General features: G+C 66.7%; 20 protein-coding genes. 6 read left to right on the forward strand and 14 right to left on the reverse strand.

All coding sequences use genetic code 11. The features are described from left to right. Positions 1–8 precede the first annotated feature (8 nt). The 7 genes from ACFY3C_RS22605 to ACFY3C_RS22635 all read right to left on the reverse strand — a co-directional run bounded on the left by ACFY3C_RS22605 (position 9) and on the right by ACFY3C_RS22635 (position 7774). Positions 9–2222: a protein kinase gene (locus ACFY3C_RS22605; protein WP_390772007.1), complete on the reverse strand. Its 2214-nt coding sequence runs from the start codon at positions 2220–2222 to the stop codon at positions 9–11. An 11-nt stretch (positions 2223–2233) separates the two neighbouring features. After that, the gene (locus ACFY3C_RS22610) at positions 2234–3196 is read right to left on the reverse strand and encodes a serine/threonine protein kinase (protein WP_390772008.1); all 963 of its coding nucleotides are present in this window, start codon (positions 3194–3196) and stop codon (positions 2234–2236) included. Between the two features lie 148 nt (positions 3197–3344). Continuing rightward, entirely contained in the window at positions 3345–3644 is a 300-nt protein-coding gene (locus ACFY3C_RS22615; RefSeq protein ID WP_094221041.1) for a WXG100 family type VII secretion target, read from the reverse strand. 77 nt (positions 3645–3721) lie between these two features. Then, positions 3722–4072, reverse strand: a complete 351-nt coding sequence (locus ACFY3C_RS22620) for a WXG100 family type VII secretion target (RefSeq protein WP_386576370.1) — start codon at positions 4070–4072, stop codon at positions 3722–3724. Between the two features lie 142 nt (positions 4073–4214). After that, on the reverse strand, positions 4215–5462 hold the full coding sequence (locus ACFY3C_RS22625) for a S8 family serine peptidase (protein WP_390772200.1): 1248 nt from the start codon (positions 5460–5462) through the stop codon (positions 4215–4217). 90 nt (positions 5463–5552) lie between these two features. Continuing rightward, positions 5553–7343, reverse strand: coding sequence for a hypothetical protein (locus tag ACFY3C_RS22630; protein ID WP_390772009.1), 1791 nt, complete (start codon positions 7341–7343; stop codon positions 5553–5555). Positions 7344–7345: 2 nt separating this feature from the next. Further along, positions 7346–7774, reverse strand: coding sequence for a hypothetical protein (locus ACFY3C_RS22635; RefSeq protein WP_390772010.1), 429 nt, complete (start codon positions 7772–7774; stop codon positions 7346–7348). Between the two features lie 457 nt (positions 7775–8231). On the opposite strand from ACFY3C_RS22635, the gene ACFY3C_RS22640 reads away from it, so the two are divergent. The 4 genes from ACFY3C_RS22640 (at position 8232) to ACFY3C_RS22655 (ending at position 12661) form a co-directional block, all read left to right on the forward strand. Beyond that, positions 8232–8708 (forward strand): hypothetical protein, encoded by a 477-nt coding sequence (locus ACFY3C_RS22640; RefSeq protein WP_390772011.1) that lies wholly within the window; start codon positions 8232–8234, stop codon positions 8706–8708. Positions 8709–8719: 11 nt separating this feature from the next. Next, on the forward strand, positions 8720–10957 hold the full coding sequence (locus ACFY3C_RS22645) for a hypothetical protein (protein ID WP_390772012.1): 2238 nt from the start codon (positions 8720–8722) through the stop codon (positions 10955–10957). Positions 10958–11031: 74 nt separating this feature from the next. Beyond that, complete coding sequence (locus ACFY3C_RS22650; protein ID WP_390772013.1) at positions 11032–11709, forward strand: hypothetical protein; 678 nt, start codon at positions 11032–11034, stop codon at positions 11707–11709. Positions 11710–11947: 238 nt separating this feature from the next. Continuing rightward, positions 11948–12661, forward strand: coding sequence for a hypothetical protein (locus ACFY3C_RS22655; protein ID WP_390772014.1), 714 nt, complete (start codon positions 11948–11950; stop codon positions 12659–12661). A gap of 90 nt (positions 12662–12751) precedes the next feature. Here ACFY3C_RS22655 and ACFY3C_RS22660 read toward each other — a convergent pair whose 3' ends face one another. From ACFY3C_RS22660 to ACFY3C_RS22670, 3 genes are read right to left on the reverse strand one after another with little or no spacing between them, the layout of a single operon-like run. Beyond that, entirely contained in the window at positions 12752–13267 is a 516-nt protein-coding gene (locus ACFY3C_RS22660) for a hypothetical protein (protein ID WP_390772015.1), read from the reverse strand. 33 nt (positions 13268–13300) lie between these two features. Then, a complete protein-coding gene (locus ACFY3C_RS22665) occupies positions 13301–14572 on the reverse strand; it encodes a putative T7SS-secreted protein (RefSeq protein ID WP_390772016.1) in 1272 nt (423 codons plus the stop codon). Positions 14573–14604: 32 nt separating this feature from the next. Next, positions 14605–14910, reverse strand: coding sequence for a hypothetical protein (locus tag ACFY3C_RS22670; protein WP_390772017.1), 306 nt, complete (start codon positions 14908–14910; stop codon positions 14605–14607). Between the two features lie 146 nt (positions 14911–15056). Between ACFY3C_RS22670 and ACFY3C_RS22675 the strand changes: the two genes are divergently transcribed. Beyond that, positions 15057–15242, forward strand: a complete 186-nt coding sequence (locus ACFY3C_RS22675; RefSeq protein WP_390772018.1) for a hypothetical protein — start codon at positions 15057–15059, stop codon at positions 15240–15242. 133 nt (positions 15243–15375) lie between these two features. After that, positions 15376–15729 carry a DUF4333 domain-containing protein gene (locus tag ACFY3C_RS22680; protein WP_386576379.1) on the forward strand — a complete coding sequence of 118 codons (354 nt, stop codon included), beginning with the start codon at positions 15376–15378 and terminating at the stop codon, positions 15727–15729. Between the two features lie 9 nt (positions 15730–15738). Here the strand turns inward: ACFY3C_RS22680 and ACFY3C_RS22685 are convergent, their stop codons facing one another. Genes ACFY3C_RS22685 through mycP form a run of 4 tightly spaced genes read right to left on the reverse strand, consistent with a single transcriptional unit; the run spans position 15739 to position 19956 of the window. Next, positions 15739–16836 (reverse strand): hypothetical protein, encoded by a 1098-nt coding sequence (locus ACFY3C_RS22685; protein ID WP_390772019.1) that lies wholly within the window; start codon positions 16834–16836, stop codon positions 15739–15741. After that, a complete protein-coding gene (locus tag ACFY3C_RS22690) occupies positions 16827–18092 on the reverse strand; it encodes a hypothetical protein (RefSeq protein ID WP_390772020.1) in 1266 nt (421 codons plus the stop codon). The genes ACFY3C_RS22685 and ACFY3C_RS22690 overlap by 10 nt, the downstream gene beginning before the upstream one ends. Then, entirely contained in the window at positions 18086–18694 is a 609-nt protein-coding gene (locus ACFY3C_RS22695) for a hypothetical protein (RefSeq protein ID WP_390772021.1), read from the reverse strand. The genes ACFY3C_RS22690 and ACFY3C_RS22695 overlap by 7 nt, the downstream gene beginning before the upstream one ends. Then, positions 18682–19956 carry a type VII secretion-associated serine protease mycosin gene (gene mycP, locus ACFY3C_RS22700; protein ID WP_390772022.1) on the reverse strand — a complete coding sequence of 425 codons (1275 nt, stop codon included), beginning with the start codon at positions 19954–19956 and terminating at the stop codon, positions 18682–18684. Before mycP ends, ACFY3C_RS22695 begins: the two co-directional genes overlap by 13 nt. Positions 19957–19962: the final 6 nt, after the last annotated feature.

The raw sequence follows: 19962 nt of genomic DNA on the forward strand, positions 1-19962 counted from the left end.
ACGACCGCTCACTTCAGGGGGAACGCCGCGAGGAACTTGCCGCCCAGCGCGATGGTCACCTTGGCCTTCTCATGGGCGATGAAGCGGTCCCCGGTGGTCTTGTAGGAGGCCGTGGGCGTGTGCGACGAGAGATCGATCGCCCAGAGAGCCGAAGAGCGCTTGCTGTATGCATAATCCGTGCCGATCACCGGCGCGGCGGACACATCCGCCTTCGTTCCCTCGCCGCCCTTCTCCTTCCACAGCACCTGCCCGCTGCGGGAATCGAAGGCGACGAGGCCGAGACCCTTCTCGACGGCGTAAATCACGCCGTCCTTGACCGCCGGGGGACCGTACGTGCGTCCGGGGCGCTCCGTCCTGGAGTCCCACACCTGAGCGCCGTCGCTCAGCCGCAACGCCCGCAGCCGGCCGGTACCCACGTACAGATTCTGGGCGTCCGTCGCCAGCGGCGCGTAGACGCGGCCGGGTGCGACGCCGTCGAACGGCTTGTCCCAACGCACCGCACCCGTCCGGACGTCCCGTACGACGATGCGCACCTTGCCGGCGTTCGTCTCCTGCAAGGCCACCAGGTTGTGGCCGACGACTCGGGCCGTGAGGAAGTGCAGGCGGTCGGTCTTGTCCGGTCGTGAGGGCAGCGGCGCGGCCCACAGCTTCTTCCCCGTGCCGATGTCGACGGCGAAGACGGACCAGGACTGGGACGCCCGGAAGTACGCAACGTCGTACTTCCCCTGGCCCGCCGCCGCATACACGACGCCATCGGCCGTGCACAGCACCTGGTTCTCATCGATGACCCCGTTGAAGTCCGTGAGCTGGGCGAACGGCTCGGCGGCCACGCCCGTGTCGATGTCGACGGACGCCAGGATGAGCGGAAAGCCGCCGGGCTTGCCCGCGTTTCCGTCAGATCCTGGCGGGGCCACCATGCGGATGAGGCGCTCGCCGTCCGTGGCGAACTGCCAGTGGATCTCCATCTGCCCCGACGTCCACCGGATCTGCCCCGAGCCGGCGTCGATTCCGCCCAGACCGGTACCGGCCACCAGCGTTACGAGGTCTCCGACGGCGAGCGGCTGTGCGGGTGGGACCGTGCCGTACGGCGGATCGGCGACCTGGATCTGCCAGATCGAGTCGAGCTTCTTCTTCGGCAGCAGGCTATTACTGGGACTCGCGACGGGCTGCTTCCCGTGCGATCCGGACCGCCGGCTCCACGCCCAGGCTCCCGCCCCTGCGGCCGCCGCGCTGAGGGCCCCTCCACTGCCCGCCAGCAGCAGTCGGCGACGGGACATCTGCGCGGCAGGTGCGGCCGGCGACTGCGCGTACGGTACCGACGGTGCGGGGAGTCGCTGAGGGGTGACCTGCCAGACCTCGGTGGCACGGCGGGCGATCTCCGCGAGCAGTGCGTCCGGCAGGTGCTCTGCGAACTCACCGGATCCGTCGTGGAGTTGAGCGGCGAGTGCCGCGGTGGTCGGTCGGCGGAACGGGTTCTTGTCGAGGCACGGGCCGAGAATCGCGACCAGGGCGGCGGGTACGTCGCTCAGGTCCGGATCGCCGTACCGGACCCGGTAGAGAAGGTCGGCGGTCTGACCGTGGCCGAACGGTGCACGGCCGGTGGCGGCGTAGACGAGCACTCCGGCCAGCGCGAACACGTCGCCCGCCCCGGTGTGTTCCTCACCGCTCGCCTGCTCCGGTGACATGAACGCCGGAGTGCCCACGGCCGCCCCGACTCTGGTGAGACGGTCGTCGCCGATCGCGCGCGCGATGCCGAAGTCGATGACCTTCGGCCCGTAGGCCGTGACCAGGATGTTGGACGGCTTGAGGTCGCGGTGGACCACTTCGGTGCTGTGCAGCTGGCCGAGCGCCCCGCACAGAGCCGCTCCGAGGGCACGCACGGTCGCCTCGGGGAGCGATCCGGCCAGTTCGACCGCCTCGTCGAGCGGCGGACCGAGTACGTACTCGGTGGCGATCCAGGGTGTCTCGGCCTGCGTGTCCGCCTCCACGACCTGGGCGCCGTGCCGCCCTCCGATGACGCGCGCGGCATCGGCCTCCAGCCGGAACCGGGTTCGGGCGCTGGCGTCCGAGGCGATGCCGGCGTGCATCGTCTTGACCGCGACGGTCCGTCCACCGCCCGAGCGCGCCAGGTAGACCGTGCCCATGCCGCCGCTGCCGAGGCGGGCGATCGGGCGGTACGGTCCGAACGCTTGCGGGTCGTCATGAGTGAGCGGAGTGGGCATGGCGGTGGTCGTCAGTCCTGGCGTGAGGTGGGCACGGTGGAGCGCGGGATATCGGCGCTGAGTACGGCGGCCGACTGGTGGGCGATGGCGGCGATCACGCGGCTCGGCAGCCAGCCCGAGCCGAGCAGCGCGGCGGTTCTGGTCGCGAACCCGGCATCGGCCGGCACCTGGGCCACGGCGGAGGCAGTCGGCGCGGTCGGGGCGAACAGGTCGAGCAACTCGGCCAGCTGAGGCCTCGTCCCGGGGTCGCGGGCCAGACAGCGACTGACGACGGTACGCAGTGCGGAAGGAAGCTCGTCGCGTTCGGGCATGGTGTGACCGGTGGCGGCATAGGCGAGCGTCGCGCCCAGAGCGTACACATCGCCCAGTGGCCGTGGCCGCCCGCCGGACGCCTGCTCGGGTGGCAGGCTGCCCTGCTCCAGTCCCGGCAGGCCGGAACGGGCCGTGTCGTCCGGGGCCGCGGCCCGTACGGCTCCGAAGCAGGTGAGGCGTGGCCCGTCGGCGGCGAGCAGCACGGCCGCCGGGGACACACCGGCGTACGTCAGGCCCTGCCCGTGGGCGACGACCAGAGCTTCGGCAAGAGCGGCGCCAAGGGCCCGGACGGTGCGCTCGGGAAGTGGGCCGCCGTGCACGGCGACTGCGGTGGGAAGAGGAAGCGCGGGGAGATAGGGGCGGGCGTGCCAGGCGGCTTCCCCGGAGGCGGCGTATGTGACGGCGGGCGTCATGAACTGACCGAGGAGGTAACGAGAGGCCTCGGCTTCCGCCATGAAGCGCTGTGGATCGGTGCCTGCGAGCGGAGTGCTGAGCAGGACGGTGTGCTCACCGTCGGCGCTGCGGGCGATGTGGCGCCGCTCCGGCACCGGGATACGGCTACGGGGGTCGTCCAGCGCGGTGATCAGGACGTAGGGGCCGATCCGCCGGGAGGCCGAGACGCCCTGCTGCGCTTCACCGGATCCGGCGGTTGTCGCATGCACCTGATTCCCAGTCCTTGTCTGTGCGCTTCCCGACGCCTCAGCCGCGACACAGAATCGGGCGACCAGTGCGAGATCGGGCTGCGGACCAACGACAGGGTGGGCGCCTCCCGCGCGCGCCCACCCTGGAGTTGCTATTGCGAGGCTCGGCCTACCGGAAGTAGGAGGCCGCCTTCTTGTCACCTTCCATGTACGTACCGCCGGACTGGGCGACGACGTGGCCGATGCCGGTCAGGGCCTGGTGGATGTCGTTCGCCTCCTTGTCCCAGCGGTGCAGCTTCTCGTTGAAGGTGCCCTGGGCCTCGCCCTCCCAGTACTGCAGGCTGCTCACGACCATCTTGCGGAGCTCCTGCAGGTCCTGCTCGAGCGTGCTCGCCTCGTTACCGATCTTGGTTGCCGCGACGTCGAGCCCGTCATAAGTGACTGACAGTCCCTCAGCGTTGTTGGCCATGCCTGTTCCCTCGTCTCGCTGATGTGTAGCTGGTGGGTGCGCCGGCTGCCCGGCAGATGTGCTGTGTCTCGCTCGACTCAGTAGGAGCTGAGGGAAGACGTCGGAACGGTGGGAGCGCCGTCCTGGAGGTCGATCTTGTTGACCGCCGCGCGCACCTCGTCTTCCTTGCTGTCCTTGATGTTGCGCGTCGAGGTCATCGCCTCGATGACGTCACCGAGGATGTTGCCGATGTTGCGCAGCGACTCGTTGATCTCGAACTGCTTCTTGTCGAAGGCGGCACGGCCGATACCCTGCCACTGGCCCTCGAGGCCGTCGATGACGCCCTGAAGCCCGTGCACCCGCTTCTGGATGCCCTCGTACTTCTCGGCCATCTGCTTCTGCAGGTGGACTACTGCGGCATCTTCGAGCTTCTGCTTTCCGCCGGCCATGATCGGCCCTGCCTTTCGTGTGTCCGTTGTTGATCTGATGGTTTCGGCTCACCGCTGCGCTTGTTGCTCGGCAGAGTGAGTACGAAGTCCCTGTTCTGCCCGAACAGCACAGGGCTGCTACGTCTGTTGACGACTGATCACATCACTTGGCGCGTCGCGCCCGCATGACGGCCAGGCCTCCGCCGCCGATCACGACGACCGCGGCGATGGCGCCGAGCGCGATCCAGAGGGTGTTGCTCTTGCTGTCGCTCGACGATTCCGTGCTTGATCCTGCCGCTGAAGTAGCGCCACTAGAACCCTTTTCCGGGGCTTGTGACGGGGTTGATGCAGAAGGGGAGGGCGAGGTCGAGTTGGAAGACGAGGAGGAGCTTCCCGACTTGGCCAACACGTCCCCGCCGTTCTCCTTGCGGAGCGGATCGACGTTCGCCGGGCCGGGGTTGTAGTTGGGGTTCGCCAGCACCGCGCGGGGGCGAATGGCACCGTAGCCAAGGTATGTGCTCGGTTTGTTCTTCGGCCAGCTACGGCCGGCTGTGTCGATCAGCGCCCGGGTGACCTGGTTCACCGTCCAGTCGGGGTGTGCTGACCAGATCAGGGCGGCGGAGCCTGACGCGATCGCGGCGGCCGAACTCGTGCCATTCATGTTGTCGCAGTACGAGCGGAAGGTGCCGTCGCACCAGCCGGGGAAGTTCTGGCCCGGGGCCGAGAGGTCGATGTAGCCGCCGGACGAGGAGAACTTGGAAACCGTGCCGGATGCATCGGTCGAAGCGACACCGACTACGTAGTCGTCAGCTGCCGGATAACCGATGTGACCGCCTTTCTCGCCATCATTACCGACTGCGGCAATCAGCAGCTTTCCCTTCGAAGCGGCGTAATCGATAGCAGCCTGTTCGTCGGAGTCAGGCCCATCAGAACCGAAGGACATGTTGATGATCTTCGCGTCAGTGTCAGCTGCCGCCCGAATGGCGGTGGTGGTGTCAGCCGTCCTCTTCAGCTCCTCCGCGCTACCCTTCAGATCCTCGAACCTGACACGGATCGGGATGATCTTCGCTCCAGGCGCCAGACCCTTCAGGCCGCCGCCTGCTCCAGTACCCGCGATCAACTCGGCAATGGTTGTGCCATGGCCGTCGTAATCGTCGGTGGCCCGGTACGCGACTGATTTCGGAACTTCGTCCGTCAGGACCTGTCCCTTGAGCGACGAGGTGTTCGCGTTCACTCCGCTGTCGATGACAGCGACCTTCACGCCCTTCCCAGTGCTGACCTCCCACATCTTTTCGGCCTGCATCGGACCGAGGTACCACTGCTTCGACTGAACGTCGTCCGCGACGGCACTCGGAGCCAAGCCCACCGTGGTGGCGGCCAGGGCTCCGACGACCGCGGCCACAGCACGCACTCGTCTACCGCGACGCGTTCCGTGAACCGTGGCCTGCTCGGCTCGTCGGCTGATCCCTGACTTCATCGTCTTTCGTGTCCTCGCTCGCGCTCAGTTGACCACCGGCGGCACATCACGCCGGGGCTTGTCGGGCAGGTGTGTCTCTTCGTCCTCGACCAGGTAGTCGGGCCGCGGCGATCCCTCCGTCTTCCGCTCGTCGCCGGGCTTTCCGTTGTGGCCGGCGCCGCGCGTGAGACCGGCACCACCACTGGTCATGCCGTTGCGCTCAGCGCTTGCCACGGAGTTGCGCGCGGTCGGCCTGCCGGTAACGGCCTCGGACGATCCCGAAGCGCCACGGGAACCCGCCGTGCCCGAACCGGGCCGCGCCGTGGACTCAGGCGTTCCGAAGACACCGCGCTGGCCGAGCCGAGCAGTCGTGGGCCGGGAGTTGGCCGCTTCCTCGCCACCGATGACGGTGCCGCGAGGGATCCTCGACCCATTCTTCGACAACGGATTCGTGGTGGACGGCCGTCCTCCGACAACTCCGTTGGTCCGGCCGGCGCCAGTGGTCGGCCCGCTGCTCGTACGTGGTGCCGCCGTGCCCCCAGGTCGGGGCGTACCCCCCGTGACTCCTCGGCCCATCGGGGACGACCTCGGTCCGGAACCGGTGCTCTTGCCAGCGGACTGACCGGTCGACGTGGCGCGGCCCATCTGGTCCATAGGCCCTCGCGCCGTGGCACGCCCGGAGCCCTGGTTCGTCAGGCCGGACGTACTCGCGCGCCCCTGTGTGGACGAAGGAGTACGGAGACCGCCGGCGCCGCTCAGGCCCCTGCCAGGAGTGGCATTGGGCATGGGGAGCCTGAATCCACCACCGTCGAACACATTGGGCTGACCGCCACTCGTGGGAGGAGTGCCCGTGACCGGCGGAGTGTGGCTGGGCCCAGACGTGGTAGTCGTGGGCGGAGGCAGCGTGCCAGTGGTGTCGATGTGCGTGCCGACAGGTTGGTCGGGATGCGGAATCTTGTCGGGGATGTGCTGGGTGGGCGTCGGGCTGTCGCTTGTGACGTGCCTGGGGACGTCACCGCTCGGCGCCGTCACGTGATGGCTGCCGCTTGATACCGATCCGGTACCCCCCTGCGAGCCCGAGCCCGTGGAGGCCCCCGAACCACCGACGCCGTACCTCTTCGTGGGCTCGGGAACCCCCACGTTAGGCGGCATGGTCGTGAAGTTCGGTGTCTTCTCCTTGGTGGGCAAGGACGACAGCACCTCTTCGGACACCGCGTAGTACGACGCCAACCGGTTCATCTGGTTGATCGCCTCTTGGCGGTCCTTCTCCACCTTTACGGCAGTGGCGTACCCCTCTTTGTCCGCCGCCTTCTCGGCCGCCGTGAAATCCTTGGGCCGCGTCCGGTTCGCTTCCGTGTCACGAGGGGGCATGGCTCCGCGGACGGCGGCAAGGCCCACTGCGGCAGCCGTGATCTCGTCGCCTGCCGCTCCGGCGAACTCGGTCAGGTGGTGCGCGTTTTTGACGAGATCCCTGCCCCAGGTACGGAAGTCACTGCCCGATTGGCCAACCCAGTGCACACCCTCGATGTAGGCATGAAGGTCGTCGGCTGCTGACTTGATGGCGTCGCGCGCATCCCATAGGGCCTTGCCGGAGGTCTCGAGATCCTCCGGGTCCATCTGCTCGACCAGGTCGATCATCTTGTTGAGAGGGAGATCGCTCTTGCCGAAGTCCGTGCGAGTAGCGACCGCTCGCCCGACGGGTGTGGCCCTGATGGCCACGTCAACCATTCCGAGAAGGAACCCGCTGTGCGGACTGCTCTCGTAACCGCGAACCCAGTCGGTGGCGTCGTTCTGATTGCCGACTCGCTTCAGATCGGCGTCGTGCTTGTCAGTCATCGTTACAACTCCGCACCGCTCTTGGCGTCGTTGCCGGCGTGCTGCTTGCCGTCCTTCACATCCTGGCTGTCCCGGATGTGCTCCTGGATCGCCCAGAACCGCTGACGCTGTTCCTCTTCGAGCTCGTCGAAGCCATGGCGCGCACCATCAACCGCGATACCCATCGCCTCGATCTGCAGATGCAGGCTCTTGGACAGGTCCGTGAGCTCTTTATGGACTCGCTTGTACTGGTTGTACAGATCGTGCGCCTCAGGGAAGATGCTTGCTGGCCCCGAAGTCAGAGACGCGGGCCTGATCCGCTGCGCATCAACCCTCGTCGGGTTGCCGGCGGACTCTTCGAGCTGACGAAGCACGGCGTCCACCCGCCCCACGAACTTCTTCAGCGCGTCCCGGCTGGCCTCCAGGTTCGGCCCTGACCCGCCCCCGCTCATGTTCCTCCCCGTTTCCCCGTACACCATCGGCCCCGACGGGATCGAGACCGACCACCCACTCGCCGTACGATCGCAAAGCGAGCCGCGTCTCACAACGCGTTTACCACTGTAGTCAACCTGTCCAACGGGTCCAACCGGCGTATGTGTTGACTCAGTTACAAGCCTGAACCAGGCCCAGCGCTTTGCCCGATTTGCACGTCTGTGACGGGCGGGTGTACGGACACCTCGCCACCCGCGCTTCAAGGTGCCGATCGATCGTGACCGCGAACAGCACTGACCATGCGCCCCAGTTTGCGATCTTCGCAAAACTTCCACACGCGACTGATCACGACTCCGCAGCAACGCCCGTGCGGTACGAACCGGTCTTGCTAGCGTGCTTCAGACTCTGCCGGAGTCTCAGATGGTTCGACGAGGGCAGCAAGCAGTCGAGCACGGCCACGGGGAAGGATCCTGTCGGATGGCATGGGACGAGTGGGAGCAGCTGAAGTCCGAGGCCGCCGAGAGGCGTTCAACGCACATGCGCCTCAATCAGCTGCCCGCCGACGGCGGTGGCGGGGGAGGTGGCGGGGACCTGGTCGTGTACCAGGACGACTTGGGCGTCGTCGGACATGAGGCCTTTGCGCTGCACAGTGACCTGCACGATCAGGCAGATGTGACCCGCATGGGAGTGGACGCGCACGGCTCCGGTTCCACGATGCAGGCGGCGACCGAACTGTCTAACTCGAATTTCACCTTGGGCGAGAGCCTTTCGCTGACCGTCGAGATGTGGACGAGTCAGGTTAAATCACTACTGGACGCCTGCGCTCTCATCTCGAACCACCTCGACTTCTCGAACAAGCTGCACGCGAACGATGACGCGGAAATCGCAGCGGCGGTCAAAGGCAGGGACGGGTCCGGCAGGTCGGTCTCGGAGCTCGACAAATACTTCAAGTAGCGGGGGCTGCTGTGTCCGGCATCACCATGACGAACCTGTCCGAAGTCAAACTCGGGAAGCTGAAGACCTCTGTCGGCCACTGGAAGAAGACTGTCGACATTCTCGAGAAGCTCGCGGACAGAGCCGAGAAGGGTCTGCTTGCGAAGTCGGAGGGCGCCCGATGGGCCGGCGCGAACTCCGACGTGACACGGCAGTTCGTCAAGAAGACGGCCAAGGAGTTCAGGGACGCTCACGCTGAGGCCTCGAGCATCTACCAGCTCCTCGACGATGCCTGCAACGAGATTGTGGAGCTCCAGAAGAAGCTGAACACGGCCCTACATACAGAGGCACCCCAACTGGGGCTCAGGGTGACCGACACGGGCGACGGGAATGTCCACGTCTTCTACCCGCACGATCGCACCACCGACGACACCCACACCCAGAGCGAACTCAACACGGCACAAGAGCTCGCCGATCGCATCGCCGAGATCATTGCGCAGGCGCGGGAGATCGATGACTCGGTGAGTCGGGCGCTGCGCAAGAGCCACGGCAGCGACCAGTTCAACTTCGGTCACGAGAACTACAAGTCGCTCGACGATGCCCAGGAGCAACGAGCCGAGGAGTTGGCCAAAAGGAGCCTGCGGCTCTACAAGGAGGGCAAGGAGCTCCCTACAGAAGAGCTGCGGGAACTCCAGACACTCCTCAAGTACAACGCGGACGACAAGGAGTTCGCGACCGATCTGTACCGCGGCCTCGGACAGGAGGGGGCACTCCGGTTCCAGGCTCAGCTCTCACTCGATGGCACCGCGGAGGGCGGGGAGCAACTGCGTCTTGCCAGAAGCATCCAGGACAGCATGGGCACGGCGCTTGCCACCGCGGCTCCCGGCTTGGGGGACAAGTGGACCGACGAACTCATGCGCGCCGGACGCAGTGACCTCGATCTCCAGATGCAGGGTAACCAGATGGTTCCCAAGGGGTATCAGGTGCTCGGCACGCTTCTGCGGCACGGGGAGTACCCGAAGAGCTTCCTCGACAAGGTCGGCAACGACATGATCGCGTACGAGCGGGAAGGCGGATCCTGGGGCCGTCCCGACGGAAGTTACGCGAGCATGAAGGATTTCGGTCTGAACGCCGACAAGGAAGGCGGCCGCGGCTGGGATCCGATCACGGGCCTCCTGGAGGCCTATGGTCACAATCCGGATGCAGCGACCGGCTTCTTCCATGCCAACGTCGCCGGGTCGGGCAAACAGATGACCAATCTCGACTATCTAATGGGGATGGGGGCGGATGGCAAAGGCGACGGCGCTCGCGAGTGGATTCCTGACATGACCGCTCCCTTCGCAGCCAAGGACCCTGAGATCTATGGCAAGGACGCGCTGGGCCACGCCCTCGAAGCGGCGGTGTCCGGGCTCCCGTACGACCACGGCGACGTCGGTGCTCACCCCGAGCACGAAGAACAGCGCCAGGACATCATGGACCAGGTCATCAACGCCGTCGCGGCGAACCCCAAGCTGGCCGACGACACGATGGCCGACAGCCTCGGGCGGATGGCCGGCGAGTACATGCCCGAGGTCAATTCGACGCTGAGCCAGTCCAACGACTTCGACGGTCTCTACGGCAGTCCGAAGAAGTTCACGAGTGCGCTCGCCACCACGGAGTTCCTCGACACCGTCGGCAGGAACCCTGACGGCTATGCCGAAGCCACCTTGGGGGCAGAGAACTATTCGGCCCGGGTGATGCACGACGCCACCGCGCATCCAGAGAAGTACACGGGAACCCCGTCCGAGAACCTGAAGCACATCGCCTACAACACAGGCACGGTCGAGGGCATCCTGTCTGGAGCCCGGCACGACCAGATTGTTACCGGAGGCCAGCAGAGCGACCAGGACTACAACGACGCGTTGCAGAAGCGGGCGGACATGTTCAACACCGCCTTCGGCTCCACGGTTGGTTTGGCGACCGAGCGCGTACCCATCGCCGGAGAGGTCATCAATGGCGTAACCGAAGTGGTTGTGGGCAAGATGGTCGAGGGAGCAGAACGGAACACCGCTGCCGAGACGGCACGCACAGCGGGTGAGTCTTCCTTCAACGCCCGTCAGAACGCTCTTGACCAGGCGTCGAACGCACTTCAAGTCACCGGCACCCCGGACGGTGTGGATCCGACGGACATGCATCGCGCCGTGACGCAACAGACCGGCGAGGGCTTCGACCACGGCAAGGAGCTTCAGCGCGAGGCGAAGGACCACTACAAGCGAAACCCTCCGAAGTGACCTTGATTTCAGTATCAGTTGACGTAGCTTCGTAGCGCGAGCAACCAAGCAGGGAAGACATGAGCCTCGGAAGAATGTCCGGCAGAGCGAAAGCACTCTGCGTCGTAGTGATACTGGCGGTCCTCGGAGCGGGCATCTATGTCTCGTTGACCCGCTCCGACGACGGCCATGCCGATGCGCTCGAGGCCCCGGCCAAACCGTGCTGGAACGGAACGCCGAATCAGGCAACCCTGCAGAAGCTTCTTGGGCCGGGCAACAAACTCCTGCATCAACAGGATGACTTCCGGGTGGTCGACGAACACTATCCGAGCCATTGCCAATACGAGGCGCGAAGCGACGGCTCGCTGGACACTGTTCTCGATGTCGACATCGCCTGGAACCATGACGCTCTCCCGATCAAAGACCTCCCCACGTCCGACGCGCAGGGGGACGAGCCTCGTACCCGGATGAGCATGGGCGTCCTCGCGTACTACCTCAGGGCCTCGCAGGTGGTGTTCTTCGAGTGCACCGCCGATCTTCCTGCCGACGCACCTGCATACATGAAGCGGGACAAATACATAAAGGTCGATGTCTTGGCGCGGCCCATGAAGGGAAGCGGCCTGTCCGCGGCCGAGGCTCGCAAGGTCGGCCTGGACGTCGTGCTCCAGCTGGCGCACCACGTCGCCAAACTGGCCGGCTGCAAGAACGACACCAATCTCCCGAGTTCGGTTCCTTCAATCAGCAAGGTCAATTGGCCCGGGTACGAGGAATGACTTCGTGCATGAGTGAGTGGGCTACCCGGCGCAGTGCCGGCCCCGTGGATCTGCGCACTTGAACACCATGAATCTTCACTGAGTGCGCACGCCGTCTTCGCGAGGTCCACGGAACCCTCTCTCCGGAAGCTTGCGTGAGCGATCTACTCCTGGATGAGCCCCCGTCAACGTCTCCGTGCCTGCGACCAAGCGGAAGCCTCCGTTCACCACCTCACCCCCGTCCGCCATAATCGGACCCATGGAGCATTGGGCTGGGGAACTGATCAAGTGGTCGCTGTTCGCCTTCATCGCGGGATTGTTCATCCTCGTGTTCACGGTGTCGACGCGTGGGCGTAAGAAGGATGCGCGGATCAGGAAGGGCTATGAGCAGCTTGCCCGGATCGCACCGGAACGTGGGTGGACATACCAGAAGCGCGTGCAGGGGCAGATCGATCAGTATTGTGGTGTGCGGCCCTTTCCGGGTCGTGGGAGCAATCTGCGAGCCTGGCACTACACCACGGGAGTGTTCCGCGGCCGCTCCTTCAAGTACTTCGAGTACCGGTCCATGAATCTCCAGTCGGGCGCGGACACCGGGGAGCGCAAGCAGCCCAACATCGAGTCTGTTTTCATCGTCACGGCGCCTGGCTCCGGGCCGTTCGTGCAGATACTGCGCCCGAGTGTGTTGGACACGCTGTTCGACCGGAGGCCCAAGATGCAGCTCGGCGTGCCGGAATTCGATCAGAACTTCCGGGTCATCACCCGGGATGAGGATTTTGTGCGTAACGCGCTCAGCCAGACGGTGGTGCCCTATCTGGTGACCGACCCGAAGGCGAAGGGCTCGCTCCAGCTGCGCGAGAACGAACTGTTCACGTGGTACAGGGGTCCCCTGACTCCACAGGCCGTCGACGAGAAGCTGAACTATCTGTGCGATGTCCTGGACCGGATTCCGGAGCAAGCCTGGAGCGCCGCCTGAGCAAGAGTTCAGAGCAAAAGTCTCAGTACAAGTCAGAGTGCCCGTTCTTCCGGAGCCTGCAGGTTCGCGGGAGAACGGGCACTCAGTCGTTCAGTCGGATTCTTCCTCGGCCGGGCGCACCGTCCGCAGGAAGGACTTGAAGTCGTCCAGCACCTCGGCCATCTGACTCTGCTTCGCGGTGAGGACGAGTTCGATCACCGCGCGCTTCGCCGGGTTCCTGACGTCCTCCATGCCGAGGTACACCTGGCTCTGGAGCAGCTCCAGCGGCTCGCCCCGCAGGGTGGTGTGGAGGCGGAGGTTCTGGATCACCCCGGGGGCGTCCGTCAGGCCCGGGATGTCCGGGGTCCCCACTTCGGTCTTCTTGGCGACCTCCACGGTTCCCGCCTGTTCGAGCCGGTGCACCGACTCGTCGGCGATCTGCCACATGGTGGCGTTGTCGTTGCGCATCCGGCCGGCGATGGTGATGTTCGCCGTGAACCCGCCGTCGATGGAGGCGGGATGCAGCGCGACGAAAGCTGCGCCGGGTGCTCCCACCTCGTCCGGCGGCGCCGCCTGCCAGCCCTCCGGCAACGAGAACGAGATCTTGACCGGCAGCGTGGCCGCCATGATGCTCCCTTCCTTGATGAGCGTCAGCTCAGCTTAGAACCAGTCACCGATCGCGTCGGCTGCGTCACCGAGCGAGTCGACCACCTTGTGCGGATCGACGGTGACGTCGAAGGAGACCTTGCCGCCGATGCCCAGGCCGACTCCGACCTCGCCGCCGATGGTGAACTTGCCGTCCTTCATGCCCAGGTCGGCGCTGGCGGACGCGCCGGCACCCGCCCATGCCTCGCCGCCGACACCGGCGCCGACGCCGGCGACGTCGCCGGAGACCGAGCCGGTGGCCTTGGCGCCGGCGAACGCCTCGGCGCCGGCGTGCACGCCGTCCTTGCCGACGCCCACGTTCGCGGAGGCCTCGGCACCCGCGTAGGCCTTGCCCTCGGCCTGGACCGCCGCGTAGCCGTACTCGGCATTGCCGCTCACGGAGGCCTGGGCGAGGTAGGCGCTTCCCGAGAGACCCGCCTGGAGTCGTCCGTTGGTGATGCTCGCGGCGGCGGACCCGTCGACACCGAGCGCCGAGACGCCGGCCGAACCCTTCAGCTTGCCGTCACCCGCGAAGGACGTCTCTCCGTTCACGCCCGCCGACCCGACGTTGGCACCGCCCTGCCACTCGGCGAGCTTGACGGTCAGGTTGGTCTTCTTGGCGGGGGTGGCCCCGTCCTCTTCGTCCCCGGTGGGCTCGGGCTTGTCCTTGATGAACCAGTTGCCGTTCTCGTCCTTGCCCCAGACCTTGTCGGCGCGGTAGTGGCCGTCCCCCTTCGGGAGCCAGCGCTCGGTCTCCAGCTTCCACCGGTTCTGGGTCGTCTTGCCGACGCTGTGGTCCTGGATCCACTTCCAGTCGTCGACCCGCTGCCTGGCATTCGTCAGCCAGCCGGGACTGTGCGCCGCACCGCCCGCGAGGTCATCGAGCTTCTTCGTCAGCTTCTCGAGCTCGGGTTTGAGTTGCTTGCGCGCGGCGTTCAGCGTCGTCTGTGCCGCGTCGTGGTCCCCGGACTTCCACTGCTCGATCGCCGTCGAGGCCTGCTTCTGGGCCCATCCCAGCGTGGAGGAGTACGAGGTGACCGCGTCGGCCGCGCCCGACATCGCGTCGGCCGCGAGGTACCAGTTGGACTTCTCCTTGGACAGGGTGGGCCAGAAGGCGTCGCTGGCCTCACCCTTCCAGCCCGTGATCTTCAGGTCGCGCAGGCCGTCGCCGATCTTGTCGAACTTCTTGGACCAGCTGGTGAGGGTGGAGGCGAGCTCGGTCAGCTTTCCAGTGTCACCCGGGACGAGCTCCTTGGGGTCGGTCGTCGACCCCAGCTCGGTTGCCATGGATTCGGATTCCCCGTCTCTGATTCAGTTTTCTAACTCAAGTCCGACTTGACCGAATTCACCGCGTCGCGGATGGCCTGGTCCGTCTCCGTGAAGTTGTTGTTGGCCGAGTTCAGGCCCTCTGCCAGGGAGGCCGCGCAGTCGGCGAGGAACTCGGCCCCCAGCTCCCAGGTGCCGCAGAACGTGACCAGCGCCTCGGCCGCGGAGTCGTCTCCGATCGCGGAACCCTGCTCGGCCAAACTCTTCAGGTCCACCTTCTGAACGGGCGTCAGACATTCCAGAATATCCGAAGCGCCCTTCTTAAGGACCCCCGGCTCCACTCCCAGATCAGTCGACACGAGACCCCAGTCCCCCTTTCCTCAACCCGACCTGGACACGTATGTCTTGGCGATTAGCTCGCATACGCTAGCACCAAGGCACCAACCCTGGATGTGCCCAGCTCACCGCCCTCACACGGCCCTTACCGCTTGGCGCCACGAGGTTCATGATCAACGACCTTGAAATTTATCGGCGTTACTTCCCTCTGACCGGCTCCGGATTCGTCGTGCCCTTCACCGGAACCTTCGCCGGAACCTTCACTGGCACCTTCAGCGGTATCGTCTGCCGACATCCGCGCGGGACCGACTTTCACCTCCTGGCCACATTTCTTGATCCATCTCCTCACCGGTGAGGATCATTTGCAGGATTGCGGCGTCGATTGCTTCGGCTCGCACCATGCAGCGGCTCCAGCACGGAGTTCGGATCAATGCCATCGGTATGCTTCAGCCACCCCCTTTTCTTGATCACCTGAAATGGAGCCCAACATGACCACAGGCCGTGTATCCGCAGCAGCTTGGAGCCTTTCGGCCGTGGCCACCGGTGTGCTGCTCGTCGGCTGTTCCGCCTCGGTCGACGTGGAGAAGTCGGCGCCGAAGTTGTCCGCCGACAAGCTGGCCACCACGGTCTCCGAGAAGCTCGCCGCGCAGACGGGCCAGCCGAAGCCGAAGATCACCTGTCCCGAGGACCTCGCCGGGAAGGTCGGCACCACCACTCGTTGCACGCTCACGGCGAACGACGGCAGCACTCTGGGAGTGACGGTCACCGTGACCTCCGTCAAGGACGACCAGATCAACTTCGACATCAAGGCCGACGACAAGGCCTCCCCTGCGGCCAACTGACCTTCGTGGTCAGGGCGTCGTAGGCGCGGCACAGCCGTGCGCCTTAGCCGACCGCTCGGCGAAGGTTCGCAGGACGGTTCTCGCGTACGCGCGTTCCGCTGCCGTCGCCCGTTCGTGGCCCCTGGGACTGGTACGGCGTACGACGAACACCGCCCGCTCGCCGCCGTCGACCGGACAGGCGGCGGTCCCCCAGTACGCGCCGTCTTCACGGAGTCGGCCCCTTGGCGCGTCGGCCGGTGTGGGATCCGAGGTGTACCGCGCTTCCGCGTAGCCGGCTTTGAGTTGAGTCGCGTACGCACCGAAGTGGGCTTCCAGGGAGTAACGGTGGTTGCCCAGGCCGTCGTCTCCCAGGAGGCAGGTCTCGAGCGGGGCTCCGGCGCGGGCCGTCTCGCGGGCTGTCGTCACACCGGGGGCCGGGGGGATGCCGGCGCAGGTGCCCGACGCGTCCGACAGGGGCTCGAACTCCTCTTCCGTCACCGGGAGTCCGACCGTTCGAAGCGGGCGGTGGCCCAGGTGGGTCACGCACCCGTACGCCTTGGCGGCCTTCGCGGCCGTGCCCGTGGCGATGCGGACGTAGGCGGGGCGCTCGGCGGGGTTGTCGAGCGTCGTGCCGAGTTCGGTCCTGACCGAGACCGCCAGGCCCTTGACCGGCTTGCCGGCCGATGTCTTCTTGCTGCCCTCGGCGCAGGTCAGGGTCAGGGTGGTCGTTGCCTCGCCGTCGTCGGTGTCCGCGGCGAAGACGCCGGACCAGCCCTGTCCGACCGGCACCGACAGCATGTCGCCGGCAGAGCCCCCGGCCAGGGCGGGAGAGATCCAGCCGTCCTCACCCACCCGCGCCGTGTCGACGATGCTCACCCTCGCGCTGGCTCCGTCGGCGTCGGCGCTCACCTCGCAGGTGTCGACCCCGTTGCCGGATCTGCTGTTCACGTCCAGATGGTCGTCGCCGAGCACCGCACGGACGTCGTCCACGGGCAACATGCCGCCGCAGGCTCGTCCCAGTGCACGGTCGTTCATGCCGTACAGCCAGAGAAAGCCGCCGAGCGCCACGAGTGCTCCCGCTGTCGCGAGCGCCGTGTTGCGGATGACCCGCTTCCGTCTCAGGTCCATTCCTCGACCTCACCCAGCAGCTTCGTGTCGTGGCAGTGCTGTGCCTTCGGCCATCCGCCAGGGGCGTTCAGATAGCCGCTCATCAATCGCCGTGCGCTGTGGGAGAGTTCTGCACGCTGGGAGCGGGTCAGACGGATTCCGCCGGACTCGTCGTCCGCGAGGTGGTCGAGGTTCGGGCGGACCGAGACCCGGTGGTACGTCGTGCCACCCGCACACTCCGATCGGGCCCAGAGGGCGAGTGCGGCCTCCTCGTCCGTGATGGTGTCCGGTCTGTCGTCGAAGCCGGGGTACTCGCCGTCGCGCTCGTAGTCGCGATACGCGCTGCGGCCCAGCTCACCCGCCCAGCTGGCCGCGTCGGCGGTGACGGGCTCCAGGTCGGCCGGCTGCGGGTCGGTGTACTCGTCCGTCTCGTAGTCCCAGCGCCGGGCGTGGCAGACGCTCAGCAGGCGGGACTGCTGGAGGTCACCGGTCGTGATCCAGGTGCCCCGCAACGGTGCCGATCCCCTGGCCGCCATCCACCCGCACTTCCTGATGCCCCGGCCCGGCTCGTCGACACGGATGGAGTCGTAGTCGTCCCCCTCGTCGACCGGACCCCCGTGGGCGTCGTGTTCCTGGTACGTGTCGATCACTCGGGTGGGGACCTTCAGCGCGGTGCCGGACGGCGCGGACGCCGTTCCGCAGTGTTCTCGTTCCGCTATGCCGTCGGCGATGTCCACCGCGATGCGGAATTCCGTTCGTATGGATGCTTTTTCCATTCCCACGGTGACGTACATCTGGGACGCCGGGCGCGCCCGCCCGGTCAAGCCCTTCGGGCACTCTGCGACGATCCAGAGCGTGTCCTTCTCGTCGCTGTGGCGGCCGGTCACGCCGGGGGCTTCGTGGCCCGGTGCCAGGAGGTCTTCGGTCTTCAGCTCGTAGGGAAGGTGGTTGACGAGCGTCGCGGCCTCCACGTGCAGGCCGCCGTGCCCCTCCCACTCGAGGGTGCAGTTCAGCAGCGAGCGGCTCTCCTGACCGGGCTGCAGCAGGGTGCCGTACTGATCGAGCGTTCCCCTCGCGTCGTCCGGTATGTGGTCGTGGAGTTCGTCGTACGGCAGCAGGCCTCCGCAGGCTCGCTTCACCTGGGCCCTGTTGGCGGCGAGGTGGCCACCCCGGTCGCGCAGGACCAGCGTCAGACCGGCCGCGACCAGGCCCAGGGCCAGCGCCGCGGCCAGGAACAGCCGCAGTCTTCTCGGGATCCGCCCGACGGAGGTCAGCACTCCCCGTCCCGCATACCCACCCCGATCCGGTACCCCCGATACGTCAGCGTCCCCTCCCCGCCACCGATACCCGGCGGCGTGTAGTCGTCCTTCTTCGACCGGCTGCGCTCGACGTGCGTGCAGAACGCGTCGTCCGCGCCCTTCGCCGTGACCGTGAAGTACGCGTCGTCCAGGGTGTTGGCGTCGGCCGGGGTGGCGGCCACGCCGTACTGCGGGGCGTCGCCGCCGCCGTACTGGATCACCTTGTCCTCGATCAGCGAGGCGTAGTCGTCGAAGTGGAGAGGACTGCCCGAGTCGTCGGACTGGTACGTGAAGCCGTCCAGGTCGTCGGCGGCCTGCTGCACCGCGCCGGCCAGCTCACTGTTGTCCCACGCCATGTCGTCGGAGACGCCGAAGCCCTGGACGGCCGCGTAGATGCCGAGGCCGGCCAGGGTCACGAAGATGACGCGGGCGACGACGAAGGCGGAGTCGGGGAGGTCCGGGGCGGACGGGTTGATGCTGGAGCGCCAGGCGCGTACCCGGTCCGCCTTCACGCAGGCCATGGCCAGGAGTACGGCGGTCAGGGCCAGACCCAGGACGTTCAGCTCGGTCAGGCCGTCCATCGGCCGCCCGGCCGCTGCCCGCCGCGCCTGCGGCGTCCGTCCCGTACCGCCACGGCCGTACCGCTCAGCCCCGCCACCACGACCAGGCCTCCCACCATGACGTATGTCGCCATGCGGGAGTTGCGTTCGTCCGCCGTCTCGCCGAAGTGCAGGGGCGTGACCGAGGGGGCCTCGCCCTTGGCGACGCCGTCCTCGGGCTTCGGTGACTCGACGGGGTGCTCCGGATCCACCTCGGTCAACGCCTTCACCGGGTCCACCACGCCCCAGCCCACCAGCCGGTCCTGCCCGGGGATCGAGCGTTCAGCGGTCTGCTCGATCTGGGCGGCGACCTCCTGGGCCGTCCACTTGGGGTACTTGGCCTTCAACAGGGCCGCCACGCCTGCCACATACGGCGCCGAGAAGCTCGTGCCGTTGTCCGAGCAGTGGCCGCGGCCCGGGACCGTGGAGATCATGTCGACACCTGGGGCGGAGACCCCCACGAAATCTCCCGACTGTGAAAAGGCCGCCCGTTCGTTGTTGCGGTCGGACGCCCCCACCGCCAGGACGCCCGGGTACGACGCCGGGTACGTCCGCTTGACGTTGCCGCCCAGACCGTCGTTGCCGGCCGACGCCACGACCACGACCTTCCGGCCCAGGGCCTCGTCGACGGCCTGCTTCAGGCGCGAGTCCGGCTCGACCGCGTTGGCCGTGTCCTGGGAGATGTTGATGACGTCCGCGCCCGCCTGCACCGCGTAGTGGATCGCCGAGGCCAGGGTGAGCGCCGTGCCGTCGCCCTCGGCGTCGTTCTGCTTGATCGGGATGATCGTCGCTTCCGGGGCCAGGCCCACGAAGCCCGTTCCCTTGGCCGGGCGGGCCGCGATGATGCCGGCCACGCGCGTGCCGTGGCCGACCGTGTCCGTGGTGCCCGAGTTGTTGCCGCGCTCGATCTTCTCGCCCTTGGCGTTCTTGATGGGCAGCAGATTCTTGCCCTTCGACACGTCAACGGCCTTGGTGAGCTGCGGATTCTTGATGTCCACGCCGGTGTCGATCACGGCCACCCGGACGTTCTTGCCCGTCGACTGCGCCCACAACGCGTCCAGGTTGACGCGCTGCAGCGCCCACGGCCGGCCCGCGTAGTCCTTCGACGGAAACGTGCACTGGCCGTCGTCCGCCCGGGCCGGGGAGGCCGGGAGGGCGACCACCGTGGTCGTCGCGGTGAGGACCACCGCGGCGGCCACGCCCGCCGTCCGGGCCGCGGTCCCCGGTGTCCTTGCCTTCAGCATGAGTTC

The sequence above is a fragment of the Streptomyces sp. NPDC001410 genome, assembly GCF_042895235.1.
Taxonomy (GTDB): domain Bacteria; phylum Actinomycetota; class Actinomycetes; order Streptomycetales; family Streptomycetaceae; genus Streptomyces.